The sequence below is a fragment of the Chryseobacterium sp. C2(2020) genome (assembly GCF_014218915.1).
In the GTDB taxonomy this organism is placed as follows: Bacteria; Bacteroidota; Bacteroidia; order Flavobacteriales; family Weeksellaceae; genus Chryseobacterium; species Chryseobacterium mucoviscidosis.
This window is the reverse complement of record NZ_JACLCT010000010.1, coordinates 81553-98254: the sequence shown is the minus strand read 5'-3', so window position 1 is coordinate 98254 and position 16702 is coordinate 81553. Positions and strand designations below refer to the sequence as shown.

Annotated in this window: 11 protein-coding genes; 5 read left to right on the top strand and 6 right to left on the bottom strand. The window is 37.3% G+C overall.

Features of this window, described 5'->3' with window-relative positions; translation table 11 throughout:
- Nucleotides 1-17: 17 nt before the first annotated feature.
- On the top strand, nucleotides 18-6461 hold the full coding sequence (locus H6W52_RS08115) for a GEVED domain-containing protein (RefSeq protein WP_116097718.1): 6444 nt from the start codon (nucleotides 18-20) through the stop codon (nucleotides 6459-6461).
- Between the two features lie 116 nt (nucleotides 6462-6577).
- Here H6W52_RS08115 and coaE read toward each other — a convergent pair whose 3' ends face one another.
- The 3 genes from coaE to ruvB all read right to left on the bottom strand — a co-directional run bounded on the left by coaE (nucleotide 6578) and on the right by ruvB (nucleotide 9191).
- A complete protein-coding gene (coaE, locus tag H6W52_RS08110; RefSeq protein WP_116097716.1) occupies nucleotides 6578-7213 on the bottom strand; it encodes a dephospho-CoA kinase in 636 nt (211 codons plus the stop codon).
- Between the two features lie 9 nt (nucleotides 7214-7222).
- Nucleotides 7223-8089, bottom strand: coding sequence for an MBL fold metallo-hydrolase (locus tag H6W52_RS08105; protein ID WP_116097714.1), 867 nt, complete (start codon nucleotides 8087-8089; stop codon nucleotides 7223-7225).
- 79 nt (nucleotides 8090-8168) lie between these two features.
- Nucleotides 8169-9191: a Holliday junction branch migration DNA helicase RuvB gene (ruvB, locus tag H6W52_RS08100; RefSeq protein ID WP_116097712.1), complete on the bottom strand. Its 1023-nt coding sequence runs from the start codon at nucleotides 9189-9191 to the stop codon at nucleotides 8169-8171.
- Nucleotides 9192-9365: 174 nt separating this feature from the next.
- Between ruvB and H6W52_RS08095 the strand changes: the two genes are divergently transcribed.
- The 4 genes from H6W52_RS08095 (at nucleotide 9366) to H6W52_RS08080 (ending at nucleotide 13898) form a co-directional block, all read left to right on the top strand.
- Complete coding sequence (locus tag H6W52_RS08095; protein WP_116097710.1) at nucleotides 9366-9731, top strand: four helix bundle protein; 366 nt, start codon at nucleotides 9366-9368, stop codon at nucleotides 9729-9731.
- A gap of 28 nt (nucleotides 9732-9759) precedes the next feature.
- Nucleotides 9760-10983, top strand: a complete 1224-nt coding sequence (gene hutI, locus H6W52_RS08090; RefSeq protein ID WP_116097708.1) for an imidazolonepropionase — start codon at nucleotides 9760-9762, stop codon at nucleotides 10981-10983.
- A 554-nt stretch (nucleotides 10984-11537) separates the two neighbouring features.
- Complete coding sequence (gene hutG, locus H6W52_RS08085; RefSeq protein WP_116097704.1) at nucleotides 11538-12458, top strand: formimidoylglutamase; 921 nt, start codon at nucleotides 11538-11540, stop codon at nucleotides 12456-12458.
- Between the two features lie 141 nt (nucleotides 12459-12599).
- Entirely contained in the window at nucleotides 12600-13898 is a 1299-nt protein-coding gene (locus H6W52_RS08080; RefSeq protein ID WP_116097702.1) for an NAD-dependent succinate-semialdehyde dehydrogenase, read from the top strand.
- Nucleotides 13899-14039: 141 nt separating this feature from the next.
- Here the strand turns inward: H6W52_RS08080 and pyk are convergent, their stop codons facing one another.
- Genes pyk through rnc form a run of 3 tightly spaced genes read right to left on the bottom strand, consistent with a single transcriptional unit; the run spans nucleotide 14040 to nucleotide 16693 of the window.
- Nucleotides 14040-15485, bottom strand: coding sequence for a pyruvate kinase (gene pyk / locus H6W52_RS08075; RefSeq protein ID WP_116097700.1), 1446 nt, complete (start codon nucleotides 15483-15485; stop codon nucleotides 14040-14042).
- The gene (locus H6W52_RS08070; RefSeq protein ID WP_108409443.1) at nucleotides 15478-15951 is read right to left on the bottom strand and encodes an IPExxxVDY family protein; all 474 of its coding nucleotides are present in this window, start codon (nucleotides 15949-15951) and stop codon (nucleotides 15478-15480) included. The genes pyk and H6W52_RS08070 overlap by 8 nt, the downstream gene beginning before the upstream one ends.
- Entirely contained in the window at nucleotides 15929-16693 is a 765-nt protein-coding gene (gene rnc / locus H6W52_RS08065; RefSeq protein ID WP_076390691.1) for a ribonuclease III, read from the bottom strand. Before rnc ends, H6W52_RS08070 begins: the two co-directional genes overlap by 23 nt.
- Nucleotides 16694-16702 lie beyond the last annotated feature (9 nt).

Here is a 16702-nt window from a genome sequence, read left to right as displayed (position 1 = left end):
AATATATTGAGAAAGTTATGAAGAAAAATTTTACTTCTTTCTTTTTCCTCTTTTTGTTTGCGATTACCAGTGCACAATGGAGTCCCACTACATTTCGAGGGGAAAAAGCCAGAGCTAGTTCTGATATTAAGAACTATTACTCTTTGGACATTTCTCTGCTAAAGTCTCAATTGGCGAAAGCTCAGGAAACGGGAAAAAATGCAAAACCCGTCACGATTTCTTTGCCAACTTTAGATGGGAAAATTGAAAAATTTGCCGTTTACAGCTTCCCTGTGGTCGTAAAAGAACTGGCAGATCAGTATCAGTTAGGATCTTATGTAGGAGTCGGGGTAGATGATCCCGGCAAATATCTGAGATTCAGTTTAGCACCCGATGATTTTCAGTCGATGATCATTAAGGATGGTAAATATGAATTTATAGAACCTGCTGATAAAAACAAAACAGTTTATGGTGTGCATCCAAAAACTGATAAAAGCAATGAAGGTTTTCTTTGCTCTATGAACGAAGACAGACTATCCAAACAAGAGATAGCCAACCTTTATGCAGAGGGAAAATCATTTGCCAATCAGACAACAAATTTTGCTAAGTCATCCGACAAAAAGTACAGAACGATGAGACTGGCAATGTCTGTAACAGGTGAATATACGCAGTACTTCGGCGGTACCGTTGCTAATGCTTTAACAGCAATCAATGCAACACTAACCAGAGTAAATGGGGTATTTGAAAAAGATTTTGCTTTACACCTTAATTTACAGAATTTTCCAAACGTAATTTATACCAATGCTGCAACAGATCCTTATTCGCCTGCAGCCCAGATGAATAACTGGAATTTGGAACTTCAGCAAACACTTACTGCTAACGTTGGGAATGCCAACTACGATATCGGTCACCTATTTGGTGCTTCCGGTGGTGGAGGTAATGCAGGATGTATAGGATGTATTTGTGTAGATCCTACAGGTCCCACTTCTCAGCAGAAAGGATCAGGATATACTTCTCCTGCGGATGGTATTCCTCAGGGAGATAATTTTGATATAGATTATGTAGCCCACGAGATAGGTCATCAATTGGGTGCAAATCATACATTCTCCCATGGTTTGGAAACAGCCGGAGTAAACGTTGAGCCGGGATCCGGGTCAACAATTATGGGATATGCAGGAATCACAGGAGCAAATACTGATGTTCAGGCTCACTCTGATCCTTACTTCCATGCAGTAAGCATTACTCAGGTACAGAACAGATTAATCAGCAGAACGTGTGATGTTGAAACTCCAATTACAAACAACCCTCCTGTAATTGCACCACTGCCTACTTATAATATTCCTAAAGGAACAGCATTTGTTTTAACAGCTTCTGCTACAGATGCTGAAAATGATCCGATGACATATTGTTGGGAACAAGTAGATAACGCCAGTGTAACAATTAATAAGAATAACTTAGGAACTACTGCAAGTGGTGCTACGTTCAGATCATTTAATCCAACGACAAGCCCAACAAGATATTTCCCTAAATTATCTTCTGTATTGGCTGGAGTTTTAAACAACTCTAACAATGGATGGGAATCTGTTTCCACTATTGCAAGAACAACGAATTTCAGAGTAACGGTAAGAGATAATAATCCGGTTCCTACTCAACAGCAAACCGAGTTTGCCAATCAGCAGATTATTGTTGGAAATGACGGTCCGTTTAAAGTAACGACAACCAATGCCTATAATAATGGTGCAACAAACGTAACTTGGGACGTAGTTAATACCACCGCTGCTCCATACAATGTCGCGAATGTAAAAATTGATTACACCACAGATAACGGAGTAACATGGACAGTAGCGGTAGCTTCAACGCCAAACGATGGTAGTGAATCTCTTAACTTAACGGGACTTACTGTGGGAGGAACAGTTAAGATCAGAGTTAGTTCAATAGGAAATGTATTCTATGCCATCGGAAGTGCAACAGTAACTTCTTTACTTACTTGTACAGGAGCAGCTCCTACAGGTATTGTTGTTTCTGCGATTACGCAGACTACAGCTACAGTTACCTGGGCAGCTACGACGAACTCCACTTATGTAGTTCGTTACCGTCCGGTAGGAAGTACAACTTGGATCACAGTGAATGCTGCAACAAACTCAATAAACCTTACAGGTCTTACTGATGGTATTCAATATGAAGTTCAGGTTTCTACAGTTTGTAATGGAGTACAGGGACCATTCTCTGCTTCTACAAACTTTACGACTTTAGGTCTTACTTACTGTACAATGACATCCAGTAACTTTGCTTCAGAGTATATCTCTAATGTAACGGTAACACCTGTAGGTGCTGCTGTAATGAGTAATAACTCTGCGGGATCTACTTATACTGATTATTCTGCTACTCCAAGTGCTTTGGTAAACTTAGTAATCGGTTCTACAGGAAATACTGTTTCTGTTACAAAATTCTTCCCAGGTACAGTATGGAGCGAAGCAGTAGGTGTATGGATAGACTTTAACAGAAATGGAGTTTTTGAAGCGACTGAGCAGGTAATGAATTCACCTTCAAGCACTACAACTCCAGTTTCAGCAACTTTCAACGTTCCTGCAACAGCTTACAATGGACCAGCAACGACAAGGATGAGAGTAGCTATGAGATATATCACATCTCCTGTAATGTGTCAAAGTTTTGGTGATGGAGAAGTTGAGGACTACGCAGTTAAATTAATTCAGCCTATTCCTTGTACAAGTAATGCTCCATTAAATCTTTCTGTTACAAATATCACAGCAACTTCAGCTTATGTAATGTGGGATCCTGCAATAGGAGCAACATACATATTACAATACAGACAGGTAGGTTCTCCAACCTGGATTACAGTTCCTTTAACAACGAATGCTTATACAATAAACAACCTTCTGGAGCAAACTCAATATGAAGTTCAGGTGGCGTATGTTTGTTCAGGAACTACAGGTACGTTTACTGCTCCTTATCAGTTTACAACGCCGGCGGTAACCTATTGTAATATTACTTCTACAAATAATACGAACGGTTATATTTCTAACGTGACAGTTGCTCCAACGAATTCTTACGTAATGAGTAATAATTCAGGAGCCAATTCATATACAAACTATTCTCCGGATCCAGCCAAATTGGTAACATTGGTTCGTAACTCTACGAACAACACAATCTCTGTTTCTAAATCTTGGCTAACAACCACAACATCTTCTTTAGCTGTTGGTGCGTGGATTGACTTTAACAGAAACGGTATTTTTGAAACAGGAGAAAGAGTAATCAGTACTACAGCAAGTACAACAACTCCTATTACGGCTACATTTACAGTTCCTGCAACTGCTTATAATGGTCCGTTAACACTTAGAATGAGAGTTATTTTCTCTACTTCTACAATTACAGATCCTTGTGCAACAGTTGCAAACGGAGAAATTGAAGATTATGCGGTTAAGATTATAGATCTTGCTGCTTGTACTACAGCTCCTCCAACTCCTGTTGTTGTTTCAAACGTTACAGCTTCTACAGCTTTGGTTTCTTGGATCAATGCTACAGGTGCAACTTATACATTAAGATACAGAACAGGTACTGGAGCATGGACTGTAATTGCTCCGGCAACTAATCCTTACACTATTATAAACTTAAATGCAGCTACTACTTATGAAGTACAGGTTGCAACTATTTGTGGTGGTGTTACAGGAGCTTGGTCTGCTTCAACCAACTTTACAACGCCTGCAATTTCATATTGTAATTCAGGTACTGCAACTGTAACTGACGGATACATCAATAATATTACGGTTACAGGTACGAATACACCGATGATGTCTAACAACTCCGGACCTAGTACCTATACAGATTATTCTAATGATGCAACAAAGATTATTACATTAGCTCGTAATTCTACAGGTAACGTACTTTCTGTAGGAAGAACAATCTTATCAAGTACATATTCTACTTATGCATGGATAGATTTTAACGGCGATGGAATTTTTAATAACAACCCAACAACAGTTGCCGGTGGAGAAAGAATAATGAACTTAGGATATTCTTCCACAACTCCGGTTACTGCTACTTTCCCTGTTCCTGCCGGAGCTTACTCTGGTACGAATAAAGTGAAAATGCGTGTTATTGTATATTTCTTAACACCTACAGATGCTTGTTCACCACTTACAAGCAACGGTGAAGTTGAAGACTATCAGGTTAAATTTGTAGACATTCAGCCATGTACCACGGCTGCTCCTACTGGTATTACAATGTCCAATATTGCAGCAACTACAGCTACAGTATCCTGGATCTCTTCTACCGGGGCAACTTATTTGGTAAGATGGAGAACTACTAACCCAGTTGGAACTTGGAATACATCTGCTGTAATTACAGGAAATACTTACAACATTACCGGACTTACTGAGCAGACTGCTTATGAAGTTCAGGTAGCAACAATTTGCGGTGGAGTTCAGGGACCTTGGTCTACGTCTGTGCTGTTTACTACTACGCCAATTACTTATTGTAATATGACGGGTACTGGAACAACTGACTTTATTTCAAACGTTACAATAACTTCTGTGAATCCGGGTATTCCTCCAATGAGTAATACTTCTGTACAGACAAATTATATCAGCTATACCACTCCGGCAACATTGGTGAACTTAGAAATAGGTTCTACAGGAAACCAGATTTCAGTAGCTAAAGGCGGAGCACAAAATGATGCAGTTTCGGCTTGGATAGACTTTAACAGAAATGGCGTATTTGAAACTTCAGAGCAAATAATGGCTTCTGCAGCAAGTACTACAACTCCTGTTACAGCATTGTTTAACGTTCCTGCAACAGCATATAACGGACCTTTAACAACGACAATGAGAGTTGTTCTTAAACGTACAAGTGCTCCTGTTATGTGTCAGAATGCAGTAAATGGAGAAGTAGAAGATTATGCGGTGAAATTGAGACCTTGTTCTACTACAACACCAACTAACTTAGCCTTCAATACTATTACGCATACTTCTGCGAATGTTACATGGACAGTACCTACAGGTGGTCTTACATTTATCGTAAGATACAGAGTAGCGGGAACTCCTACATGGACTCAGGTGGTTGTATCAACACTTACAGGAAACCCTCCATTGGCTTTAACAGGTTTAACACCGGCTACAACGTATGAAGTACAGATAGCTGGAAGCTGTGGAACAACTCCTGGAACATTTACACCTACTCAGACATTCACAACAAGATGTGATCCAACCCCTCCGAATGTAACAATAGGAACTGTAACTACTAACTCAGCCGTAGTAACATGGGCTCCTGTTGTACCAAGTGCGACTTATGTAATCAGATATAGAATTGTAGGTACAGCAACATGGGCTACAATAAACGTTACTGCAGCACCGTTGAATACTTACACTCTTACAGGTTTAAGCCCTTATACAACCTATGAAGTACAGGTAGCAAATATCTGTAACGGAGAAACCACAGTTAACCCTTGGTCTAATCCTAAAGTATTTACAACGGAAAGAACTTGTCAGCTACCTCCTCCGGGACTTACCATTACAGCGATTACACCGACAACAGCTCAGGTAACTTGGGATCCTTTCCCGGGTGCTACTTATATCTTAAGATACAGAAAAGTAGGAATTCCGAGCTGGACAATGGTTCCGTCTAATACCAATACGATTACCCTTACAGGTTTATCTGAATTGACACAGTATGAAATGCAGGTAGCAAACGTTTGCAGCGGAACTCCGGGAACGTATACACTGCCGTATTTCTTCACAACGCCAACGATTGTTTATTGTCAGATGGCATCAACAGGAGCTATAACTTCAGAATATATTTCTAAAGTAACGGTAACACCAAACGGTAAACCTCAGATGACAAATATTTCTGTAGGATCTAATTATTCAGATTATACAGGAGTTCCGGCTAAATTTATCGAGCTGATTCAGGGATCTACGGATAACAAGATCGTGATCGATAAAAAATTAGCAGGAAACAATAAAGCAGGAGTTGCAGTCTGGATCGATTTCAACAGAAACGGATACTTCGATATCAACGAAAGAATCCTTGCTGACGGACCAAACAGCAATCCTACCGCGAGCACTACATTTACAGTACCTGCAGATGCATTCATCAGTCTGGTAGACTACAAATATGTAGTGATGAGAGTGGCAATGGGCAAAGATATCATTCCGGTAAACTGTAACAGCTTCCCAGATGGTGAAGTAGAAGATTACACGGTAAGAATTTCTAAACTTCCGGTTGCTAATTCGATCAATCAGACAGATGTTATGATTTATCCGAATCCGGTGAGCTCAGTATTGTATGTGAAAAATATCAGCAAAAAAGCGAATTATAAGATCTATAATTCAGCAGGACAATTATTATCAAGCGGTATTATCCTAAACAATAAGATCGACGTTCATAACCTGATAAATGGACTTTATGTAATAGACATCTTGGATGGAGACACCATTTCTGTTCAGAAGAAATTTATTAAAGAATAATACATTTAATCATTAATCAACTTAAGCAGGCTCTCATTTCTGAGAGCCTGCTTTTTTTACCTGAAGAACAGAAAGTATAAAAAAACTCGTTAGAAATAATCCAACGAGTTTAATTTTTATTCAATATCAAAAACAACTTTTTCAGTTTGTTCCTTGAGATCTTCAAGATTTGTATTGTTATAGATGATGCAGTCTGCAAGTTTTATTTTGTCTTTTTCCGGCATCTGTTTTTCCATTACTGCCTGAACTTCGCGGTAGGTTTTTCCGTCCCGATCCATTACTCTTTTTATTCTGATATTATCTTCAGCGGTAACAAGTAAAGACCTATAACATTGCTGGTTTAATTTTAATTCAAACAATAAAGCTGTTTCTTTAAAAACCAGATACTTTGTCTGCTTTTTCACCCACTCTTCAAAATCTGTTCTTACAGCAGGGTGAATAATTTCATTTAAGCTCTGAAGAAGATCTTTATCGTTAAAAACCTTTTCAGCAACAAATTTCCGATTATAAAATCCTTTTTCGTCATAAGCTTCATCTCCTAAAAGTTCCTTGATTTTCAGCTTTAAATCATCATTGTCGTTTACGATATCTTTCGCCCTGTCATCCGAATAATAAACCGGAAATCCGAACTCTTCAATGAATTTGGCAACCGTAGTTTTTCCTGAGCCGATTCCGCCTGTTAAGCCAATGATTTTGGGTGCAGATAAGGGATCAGGTTCTGCTTTCTGAGCTTCTGAATGTAATTCCTCCATAATCAAAAATTAATATCCAAAAACATCATTAAAACTAAACGTCTCATCTAATCTTACCCCTTTCTCAGTCATTTTCAGACTTGCCAGTTCGTTATGTGCGTCATGCTCAAAGAATAAAAGATACTCATTATCCACACACTGCTTAAGAAATTTACCCTTTTCTTCTAAAGTTAAAAGAGGACGCGTATCGTAACCCATCACATAAACCTGAGGAATGTGTCCCGCTGTCGGAATTAAATCTGCTGCAAAAACAATCGTTTTTTCCTGATACTGAATCACAGGAAGCATTTGCTTTTCCGTATGACCATCCACAAAAATGACATCCATTTTCAAGTCAGGTGCAAAACCATAATTTCCGTTTGCCGGAAGGGGTAGAAAGTTCAGTTGTCCGCTTTCCTGAATCGGGATAATATTCTCTTTCAGAAAACTCGCTTTTTCTCTCGCATTAGGTTCCGTTGCCCATTTCCAGTGATTTTCATTCGTCCAGAACTGTGCATTTTTGAAAGCAGGTCTGTAACCTGTTTTATCATCATTCCATTCAATCGCGCCACCGCAGTGATCGAAGTGAAGGTGAGTAAGGAAAACATCCGTGATGTCCTCTCTTACAAAACCATATTTTTTTAAGTTTTTGTCTAAATTATCATCTCCCCAAAGCGAATAATGACCGAAAAATTTGTCGTCCTGCTTATTTCCAAGACCACAGTCAATTAAGATTAATTTTTTTCCGTCTTCCACAAGAAGAGAACGGGTTCCCAGTTCAATCAGGTTTCTTTCGTCTGCAGGATTGGTTTTTTCCCACAGACTCTTTGGGACGACTCCGAACATCGCTCCGCCGTCGAGCTTAAATTTTCCGCATTGTATTGGATATAGCTTCATATAATATTGAGTTTTTTATAATGTTGTTTATTTTTTATTTGAATGAAAATCTAAATTTTACTTCGAAATCAAGTTAAACTTAAAACAATTCACCCGGATTTCTCGGTACCGCAATATTCAGATGTTTGTATGCTTTTTCCGTAACCTCTCTTCCTCTCGGAGTTCTGATAATAAATCCTTCCTGAATCAGAAAAGGTTCATAAACTTCTTCCAGAGTTTCAGGGTTTTCTGCAATAGATGTTGCCAAAGCCGAAATTCCCACAGGTTTTCCTTTGAAATTTTCAATCATAACACGCATGATTTTGTTATCCATCTCATCCAGACCAAATTCGTCCACATTTAATGAATCCAAAGCATATTTTGTAATGTTGATTTCGATTTCTCCGTTTCCTTTTATCTCTGCAAAATCGCGGACTCTTCTTAGCAGTGCATTGGCAATTCTCGGTGTTCCACGGCTTCTTCTGGCAATTTCAATTGCGGCATCTTCATAAATTTTTACGCCCAGAACTCTTGCACTTCGGATAATAATCATCGACAAAAGTTCAATGGTATAATATTCCAGTCTGCTTTGGATCCCGAATCTTGCCAACATCGGTTTTGTAAGCATTCCGCTTCGTGTTGTTGCTCCCACTAAAGTAAAAGGATTCAAGCCGATTTGTACACTTCTCGCATTCGGACCGGTTTCCAGCATAATGTCGATTTTATAATCTTCCATTGCCGAATACAGATATTCTTCCACAACAGGAGAAAGACGGTGAATTTCATCAATGAAAAGCACATCATTTTCTTCCAGATTGGTTAATAAACCGGCTAAACTTCCGGGTTTATCCAAAACAGGTCCAGAAGTTATTTTGCAGTTTACCCCAAGTTCATTCGCGATAATATTGGCAAGTGTGGTTTTTCCCAAACCGGGAGGGCCATGCAAAAGAACATGATCCAGAGCTCCGCCACGCCTTTTAGCAGCCGTCACGAAAACTTCAAGATTTTCCAATGTTTTTCTCTGTCCGGCAAAATCTTTAAAACTCTGGGGACGAATCTGCTCTTCCTGCGCAAGTTCTTCGCGGGAATAATTGTCTTTATCGGGATGTAAAAAATCGGGCATTAATTCAATTTCATTTACCGTAAAGATAGGAAAATTGAGGTAAAAATTAAGATTGAGGCTGAGATTAATTTTAGTGGAATTCTGAGATTTAAGTAAAGGTTATGGGGAAGTGTATTTGTGATTTACAATATTGATATATTTTAAGTATTTTTGAGAGGCAAATAGTAATAACAAATGATAAAAGATTTTACTGAGATGCCCGTTTGGCAAAAGGCAATGGATATTGCTGGAAAATGTTTTAATATGTCTGAAAGTTTACCCAAAAAAGAAGATTATGCATTGACTTCACAATTAAGAAGATCAGCGGAAAGTATTTCAGCAAATATTGCTGAAGGTTTTGGGAGAAGAACAGCGAAAGATAAAAGCAGGTTTTATGATATTTCCAGAGGATCTGCATTTGAAACAAAAAGCCATTTGATATACGGAAGCCGAGTAAAATATTTTTCAGAAAATGAGTGTTTAGTAATAAAAAATTTAATTAATGAAGTTGTACATGATTTAAATAAGATAACAAATCATTTAAACAGAATTCATCCTTAATCTAAGCCTCAATCTTAATCTTATAGTAATGAAACTAATTGGTCCTTTCAAGCAGGTGGTAACACTTGCAAACCTTCCTTTAAGAGGAAAACTTTCAGACGAACAACTTGAGATCATTCCTGACGGAGGAATTTTAATCGATAATGATAAAATCAAAAAGGTCGGAGATTTTGATGCATTAAAATCTGAAAACCAGAATATAGAAATTGAAACGGTAGAAGAAGAGCAGATTGTTCTTCCGGCTTTTACAGATTCCCACACGCATATATGTTTTGGCGGAAACAGGGCGAATGATTTCGCCATGCGTAACGCGGGAAAAACTTACCTCGAAATTGCGGAAAGCGGGGGAGGAATCTGGAGTTCGGTGCAGCATACAAGAAATGCATCGGAGGAAGAATTGTTAAAAACTTTGCTGGAAAGAATTGATTTTTTAATTTCTCTTGGAATTACAACCATTGAAGTAAAAAGCGGTTATGGTTTAGACGCTGAAAACGAACTGAAAATGCTTCGCATCATTAAAAAAGCGCAGGAAAAGACGAAAGCAACTCTGGTTCCGACCTGTCTTTCCGCACATCTGAAGCCAAGAGATTTTGAAGGAAGCAATGAAGAGTACTTGCACTATATTGTAACGGAAATTTTACCGAAAGTAAAAGAAGAGGAACTTGCAAAGCGGGTCGATATTTTCATTGAAAAATCTGCATTTCAGCCCGAAGAAAGCAGAGATTTTTTGTTAAAAGCTAAAGAATTGGGTTTTGAAATTACTGTTCATGCCGATCAGTTTACTCCGGGAAGTTCAAGAATTGCAGTTGAAGTGGAGGCAAAATCTGCCGATCATCTGGAAGCTACTATTGATGACGATATTGAATTTTTAGCCAAGTCCGATACAGTGGCAACTGCTTTACCGGGTGCAAGTTTAGGATTGGGAGAAAAATTTACGCCGGCTAGAAAATTACTGGACGCAGGAGCGATTGTAGCGATCGCAAGTGACTGGAATCCAGGTTCTGCGCCGATGGGAAATTTAATTACTCAGGCTTCCATTCTGGCAACATTTGAAAAGTTGACGACAGCAGAAGTTTTAGCAGGAATTACTTTCCGATCAGCTTTTGCGCTTGGTCTGGAAGACAGAGGAAGATTAACCGAAGGACAAAAAGCAGATTTTGTGACTTTCAAAACGAATAATTTCCAGAATGTTCTTTATAATCAGGGAAGCTTGAAAGCGAACAAGGTTTATATTGATGGTAAATTATTATAAAAAACTTTGCCATGCTGAAAGGAATTAAAAATCTTGTAATTTATTTCGTACTTCTTATAATATCATTAAATGTACTTTCTATCTTGCAATCTCTTTGGGTTAATATTGGAAATATAAAAACCGGAGGACAGTTTTTGAATCTTATATATTCAGGTTTTGTTTTTATAAGTTTTCTTTTATTAATATTGATATCTTTTTATTTCTTAACAAGATGTGTGTTTAGTATTTTCCAAATATTAAAAAGTGTATTCATAAATTTAGTTGGCAGGATTAAATAATTAAATTATAAAGCTAATAATTAAGGTTAGATGAAAAAGATCATCATTCATTTCCTATTGATTTTAGTATCAATGATATTATTTATTTTTCTGTCTTTTGTTGGCGTTTTTGCAATTTTTACAGAGAAAATAGAAAGCAATTCCAATAATATTTTAAATGCAGCTATTTTAATAATTTGGTTCATCATATTTATTTTAATAATATATTTTATCATTAAATTCCTCATAAGTATTTATAGGTATAAAGAATAACAAAATCACAAAACATAAATTAGTATGAATAATATTTGGCAGGGAAGATTAGACGGAGAAGAGCTTCTTTTCCACAGAATATTTCAGAGGGTAAAAGAAGAAAATAACTACGATCTTGTTTCACCTAAAGATTTCGTTTTACATGGATTTGCTGTAGATGAAGGCGTTAGACGGAATAAGGGAAGACAGGGTGCAAAAGATGCTCCGGATATTATCCGTAAAAATATGTCGAATTTTCCTGTAATCCGTCCTGATTTTTCTTTGCTGGATTTTGGAAATATTACCTGTGATGACGGGAATTTAGAAAATACGCAAAACAATCTTGCTAAAAATGTTTCCAAAGTGTTGTTGAAAGGAGGGAGATCTGTAGTTTTAGGCGGAGGTCATGAAGTCACGTATGCACATTATTTAGGCTTAAAAACAGCTTTTCCCGAACAGAAAATAGGAATCATTAACATCGATGCTCATTTTGATAACAGACAGCCTGAAAATGGAGTAGGAGCGAGTTCCGGAACCGGATTCTGGCAAATTGCTCAGGAAGGCGAAATTCATTCGCTGCATATCGGAATTCAGAGAAATTCAAATACTTTGAAATTATTTGATACCGCTCATCAGTACGGAATGAAATATATTCTTGCCGATGAACTTTTCTTTGAAAATTTACCTTCCGTTTACCAAAGAATTAATGATCTGCTCGACAGTGTAGATTATCTGTATCTTACGATTTGTATGGATGTTTTCAACGCTTCCATTGCTCCCGGAGTTTCCGCTTCCGCTTATAACGGAATTTTTGCTGATGCCGCATTCATGCATTTTTACAGACATATTCTGAAAAGTGAAAAACTTTTGGCACTCGACGTCGCAGAGGTAAATCCTCAGTTTGACATACACGAAAGAACTGCAAGATTAGCCGCAACACTTATGAATGAGTGGTTTATGATTTAACATAAAAATTAACAATATTCCGATAGAAAAAATCATTATTTTATATAACCAGAAGGAACAGGATTTGTTGCTTCCAAGATGCTTGAAGAAAAGCATTAATTAAATTCGGCACATTCTGAATTTAAAAACAGAAATTATAGTATGGAACAATTAATTGAAAATAAACTTATCAAAGCAGATAAGGCATTTTCAGAATGGAGAAAAGTACCATTCGAAGACAGACAGAAACTCATTGCTAAAGCAGCGGAAATCTTAAAAAACAATTCTGAAAAATTTGGAACAATCATTACTCAGGAAATGAACAAACCTATTTCAGAATCTGTTGCTGAGGTTGAAAAATGTGCTTTAATGATGAATTATTATGCAGATGCTGAAAATATTTTAAAACCAGAGAAAATCGAGTCCGAATTTTCTTATTCTGAAGTTCATTATGTTCCAAAAGGGGTAATTTTAGGAGTAATGCCATGGAATTTTCCTTTTTGGCAGGTCTTGAGATTTGCCGTTCCTTCCATTTTAGCTGGAAATACCGTTGTGTTAAAACATGCTTCAATTTGTTTCGGAAGCGGAAATGCTATCGAAGAAGTACTTTTGGAAGCCGGATTTCCAGAAGGAATTTTCCAGAATCTTGAGGTAAGTCATAAAGAAGTAAAAGGAATTCTCGAACATGATGCTATAAAAGGAGTCAGTCTTACAGGAAGCGGAAAAGCGGGTGGAGAAGTGGCTTCTATTGCAGGTCTAAATATCAAAAAATCATTGCTTGAACTTGGCGGAAGTGATGCTTTTATTGTATTGGACGACGGAGATCTGGATGAAGCCGCAAAAGCAGGGGTAAAATCAAGACTTCAGAATTGCGGACAAACCTGTACTGCAGCAAAAAGATTCATCATCGATGAAAAAATTGAAGACGCTTTTCTTCCTAAATTTATTGAAGAATATAAGAAATATGAAGTTGGAGATCCGATGGATAAAGAAACCAAAATTGCCGGAATGGCAAGACCGGATCTTGCGGATGAACTGGAAAAGCAGTTTCAGAAAGCACTGGAACACGGAGCTGAAATCATTCTTCCTCTGGAAAGAATTTCTGAAAATGAATTCAGACCCGGTTTAATTCGTGTGCAGGAAGGAAATCCTATTTTACAGGAAGAGCTTTTCGGACCTTTGGGAATGGTGATGATTGCTAAAAATGACGAAGAAGCTTTAAAAATGGCGAATGATATTCCTTTCGGACTTTCCAATTCCGTATGGACAAAAGATCAGTCACGACAGTTATTTTTTATTGAAAACCTTGAATCTGGAACCGTTAATATCAACAGAATGACGAGTTCTGATCCGCGTTTTCCATTCGGTGGATCAAAAGCTTCAGGATATGGAACAGAACTTTCTTTATTGGCTTTACGGGAATTCGTAACAGCAAGAACTGTTGTAGGAAATTATGAGTAGAAGGGAAGTTTGAAGAGGGGAGATGGAAGTCCTGCTTAATGAGCTTTCAATATTTATTCTTTCCGTTTTTGGCTCATAAAAACAAAAAAACTCACGAATAAATTTCGTGAGTTTTTTTTGTTTATAATGACTTCGTTTAAATTAAACTGTCGTTAATCTTAAAGTATTTGTTTTCCCGCCTTCGTAAGATGGAGTTGCATTGATGTTGATTACAAAGTCTCCAGCCTCGATATATCCGTAGTTATGTGTCAGCATATTTACCTGGATAATCGTTTCATCAGTAGATTTCTTCATATCGTAATAATAGGCGTGAACTCCCCAAAGTAAATTCAGCATGGTAATAACCCTCTTGTTTCCACTATATACGATGATGTGTGAATTGGGTCTGTGTGCCGAAAGCTGAAACGCTGTATATCCTGAACTTGTTAAGGTAACAATCGCAGAAACGTTGGTGGTTTTCGCGATTCTTACTGCTGCAAGACAAACTCTGTTGGTGATAAATCGATCATCAATACAGTTGAAATCTTTTTCGATAGGCTCGTTTTTGTGCTGGTAAAAATGAGTAGTTTCAATGTTTTTCACAATTTTAGCCATATTTTCCACTACCTGAACCGGATACCTTCCTACAGAAGTTTCTCCTGAAAGCATTACCGCATCCGCTCCGTCCAATACAGAGTTTGCAACGTCATTTACTTCCGCTCTTGTTGGTGTTAAACTGTTGATCATTGTTTCCATCATTTGCGTAGCGATAATTACCGGCTTGGAATAGAATCTTGCTTTTTCTACCAGCGTTTTCTGGATAGCAGGAACTTCTTCCATCGGAACTTCAACTCCTAAATCTCCACGTGCAACCATCAAACCGTCGCATTCCAGTAAAATTTCTTCTATATTTTTTACACCTTCCGGCTTTTCAATTTTCGCAATAATCGGCGTTTTGAATTTTCCGTTCGGATGTTTTGAAATTAATTCTTTAAGATCAATAATGTCCTGTGCATGACGAACAAATGAAAGTGCGATCCAGTCTACTTCCTGATCCAGCATGAAATTGGCATCCTGAATGTCCTTTTCCGTTAAAGCAGGAAGAGAAACATTCGTATTGGGAAGGTTTACCCCTTTTTTAGAACTTAACGGTCCCCCTTGAATGGTTTTCGCTTTCACAGTGTCTAATTCATTGGTTTCAGTAACTTCCAAAACGAGTTTACCATCATCAATAAGGATTCTTTCTCCAACCTTCACATCCTGTGGAAACTGTTGGTACGTCATGTACACTTTTGTAGAATCTCCTTCAATTTTTTCGTTGGTAAAAGTAAGGATGTCTCCCGGATTAAGGTAAGAACCTTCTTTTACAACTCCTACTCTTAGTTTAGGACCCTGTAAATCTCCTAAAATACCAACCGAGAAGCCATATTCTTTATTAAGTTCTCTGATGATCTCGATATTTGAACGAACTAAGTCGTAATCAGCGTGTGAAAAATTGATTCTGAAAATATCAACACCTGCTTTCATTAACCCTAACATTACTTCCTTCGACGATGAAGCCGGACCAAGCGTTGCAATAATTTTTGTCTTCTTTAAATACTTATTCATAATACTGGATAATTTGATAAAGTTCTTCCTCAGAACCTAATGTATAATCTTGAATCGGAAACACAAGATTTTCAGGGAGCAAAATTACGGAAAAATCAGGAAACTGTTCCGAACTGTGCAAAATATATTGCACTTCTACCTGATTATTTAATAAAAATTTAATGTTTTCTTCTTCCGAGAAGAGTTCAGTCTGTAATTTTTTTTGTTTACTTTCTGCAGATCTGTTCGAAATGAAGGTAAAACAAGTCTTTGTAAATTTGTGGTAAGCCTCAAATCTTGGAAAAAAGTAATCATAATAAGATCCGTGAAGAATAACATCTTCAATCCTTTTGAATGTAAGATCGTTGTTTTGATTTACTTTGTAGAAAAACTCATGATCGGGTATATTCTTTGCTAATCTTACCAATCCGATGGTAATATCTTCAAATTCAATATCATCTATATCATAAAGTTTTTGGATTTCCAAGTATATTTTCTTTTTTGTTTAAAATATAAAATGCTCTTTGTGCTGCCTTTTCTTCGGCTTTCTTCTTGGAAGTTTCTGTGGCATTCGCGATTTTTTCTTCTCCCAGCCAAACATGACATCGGAAAACAATCGATTTATTTACCTGAATTTCTTCGCAAGTTTCGTACTTTATATTCAGTTTCTTCTTCTGGCTCCATTCCAGCAGAAGACCTTTGTAGCTTACAATTTTATTTTCTAGTTTGTTAATTTCTGTAGGCGTAAGTAATCTTTCCAGAATGATCTTTTTACAGGTTTCATACTGGAAATCTAAATAAACAGCACCAATTAAAGCTTCAAATAAATTTCCGGAGATGTTTTCACCTAACGCAACAACAGAGTTTTGTTTCTGCAGAAGATTGGTAAGTTTTAAGTCTTCTCCTAATTTATTAAGATTTTTCCTATTAACAATCTTAGATTTCATCTGAGTCAGATATCCTTCATTAGCTTGAGGATAGGTATGAAACAAATGACAAGAAATAATTGTACCCAAAACAGAATCTCCTAAAAATTCCAGCCTTTCGTAGTTGCTGTCTTTATTTTTAGAAGAATTTTTTAAAGAAAAAGCTTCGCGGTAGAGGGCAACATTTTGTACCTCAGTTCCAAGCATTTTGCTGAGTTCAGTAATGAGAAAATAATCTCTCTCCGTTAGTTGTCTTTTTCTTTTTTTGAGAAGGAATTTAGAAAAGTATTTCTGTAACTCCATTCAGTAGAT

Excerpts from the sequence above, each read along its gene's own strand:
- ruvB (WP_116097712.1), bottom strand. The coding sequence starts at position 9,191 with ATGCCCGATTTTTTACATCCCGATAAAGACAATTATTCCCGCGAAGAA.
- H6W52_RS08080 (WP_116097702.1), top strand. The coding sequence starts at position 12,600 with ATGGAACAATTAATTGAAAATAAACTTATCAAAGCAGATAAGGCATTT.
- pyk (WP_116097700.1), bottom strand. The coding sequence starts at position 15,485 with ATGAATAAGTATTTAAAGAAGACAAAAATTATTGCAACGCTTGGTCCG.
- H6W52_RS08115 (WP_116097718.1), top strand. The coding sequence starts at position 18 with ATGAAGAAAAATTTTACTTCTTTCTTTTTCCTCTTTTTGTTTGCGATT.
- hutI (WP_116097708.1), top strand. The coding sequence starts at position 9,760 with ATGAAACTAATTGGTCCTTTCAAGCAGGTGGTAACACTTGCAAACCTT.
- rnc (WP_076390691.1), bottom strand. The coding sequence starts at position 16,693 with ATGGAGTTACAGAAATACTTTTCTAAATTCCTTCTCAAAAAAAGAAAA.
- hutG (WP_116097704.1), top strand. The coding sequence starts at position 11,538 with ATGAATAATATTTGGCAGGGAAGATTAGACGGAGAAGAGCTTCTTTTC.
- H6W52_RS08095 (WP_116097710.1), top strand. The coding sequence starts at position 9,366 with ATGATAAAAGATTTTACTGAGATGCCCGTTTGGCAAAAGGCAATGGAT.
- H6W52_RS08105 (WP_116097714.1), bottom strand. The coding sequence starts at position 8,089 with ATGAAGCTATATCCAATACAATGCGGAAAATTTAAGCTCGACGGCGGA.
- coaE (WP_116097716.1), bottom strand. The coding sequence starts at position 7,213 with ATGGAGGAATTACATTCAGAAGCTCAGAAAGCAGAACCTGATCCCTTA.